Source organism: Xanthomonas sp. SHU 308, from assembly GCF_000364645.1.
In the GTDB taxonomy this organism is placed as follows: domain Bacteria; phylum Pseudomonadota; class Gammaproteobacteria; order Xanthomonadales; family Xanthomonadaceae; genus Xanthomonas_A; species Xanthomonas_A sontii.
This window is the reverse complement of sequence record NZ_AQOK01000519.1, coordinates 1-1055: the sequence shown is the minus strand read 5'-3', so window position 1 is coordinate 1055 and position 1055 is coordinate 1. Positions and strand designations below refer to the sequence as shown.

Genomic DNA, 1055 nt, shown 5'->3' with positions numbered 1-1055 from the left:
AGTCTGCCAGTCGATAGCATCTCTTTTGCAACCGCGCGGGTGGTAGCGGCTCCCTCAAGCTGGGACGACGTCATGGCCTCCTCGATCAGCGAACGGATCAGAAATCTATTCTGTCCACCGCTGCTCTCCATTCCTTTGATCGCCCCAGCCGCCTCGCGATCAATGTAGTGAAGTCTGCGCTGCATCGAATCGGTAATGGAAACGACGAAGTTCTCGTCGTCTTTGTCCACCAGATCAAGTTCGCGTGCCAGCGCTTGACGGCTCCACTTGATGCCAGCCCACCATTCTTCTGTGGTGAGGCCGTCTGGCGCGACTCTATGCCTGAGTTTGTCCCAGTGTTCGTAGCTTCCAGCCACCTCGGGACCGATCTTCGACCTGAACACCCTCACCATGCGTTCAGGTTCATCAGCAAGAAGACGCCAGCTGTCTGGGGGCGGCACAGGGAGCTTCATCGCGTTTTCCTATAAAAAACGTATATCTTTTTACATCAAATTGCGCTAAAGCACGACCTGCCCAGCCAACGAGGCCGACATCGGAATCACAGGGCTGCAACACGATCCAGAGGCATTGAACCTACGGCAGCCCTGGCCACCAGGCCAGCGCCGCCCGGTAGCCGGGCGCGGCCTCCCATTCGTGCAGATGCCAGACCTCGGCCGCGCCCAGGCCCGGGTCGCACCAGACCAGGCGCAGCGCGCCGCCGGCGTCCTCGGCGAAGCGCAGCCGGTGCAGGCCGAAGGCGATGCCGTGGCCATGCGCCTTGAGCAGCGCTTCCTTGGCGCACCACAGGCGGAAGAACAGCGCCTCGCGCGCCGGCGCCGCCAGCGCGGCCAGCAGCGCGACCTCGTCCGGGTGGAAGAAGCGCTGCGCCAGTTCCAGCAGGCGCGGCCGTGGCCGCTGGCGCTCGATGTCCACCCCCAGCCGCGCGTGCGCGGCCACCGCCACCAGCAGGTAGTCGCCGCTGTGGCTCCAACCGGTGTCCACGTACGCCAGCGGTGCATGCAGGCCGGGCCGGCCGCGGGCGTCGCGGCGCAGCGGCAATTGCGCCGCCGGCACCA

Annotated in this window: 1 protein-coding gene and 1 pseudogene; both read right to left on the bottom strand. The window is 64.9% G+C overall.

The genetic code is table 11. From position 1 onward, the window contains the following. Positions 1 to 452, bottom strand: a pseudogene (locus D588_RS0115525) (Fic family protein); the annotation flags it as partial. A gap of 121 nt (positions 453 to 573) precedes the next feature. Then, positions 574 to 1055 (bottom strand): 4'-phosphopantetheinyl transferase superfamily protein (locus D588_RS0115520; RefSeq protein ID WP_017916638.1); only part of this gene is annotated, 482 nt, incomplete at its 5' end.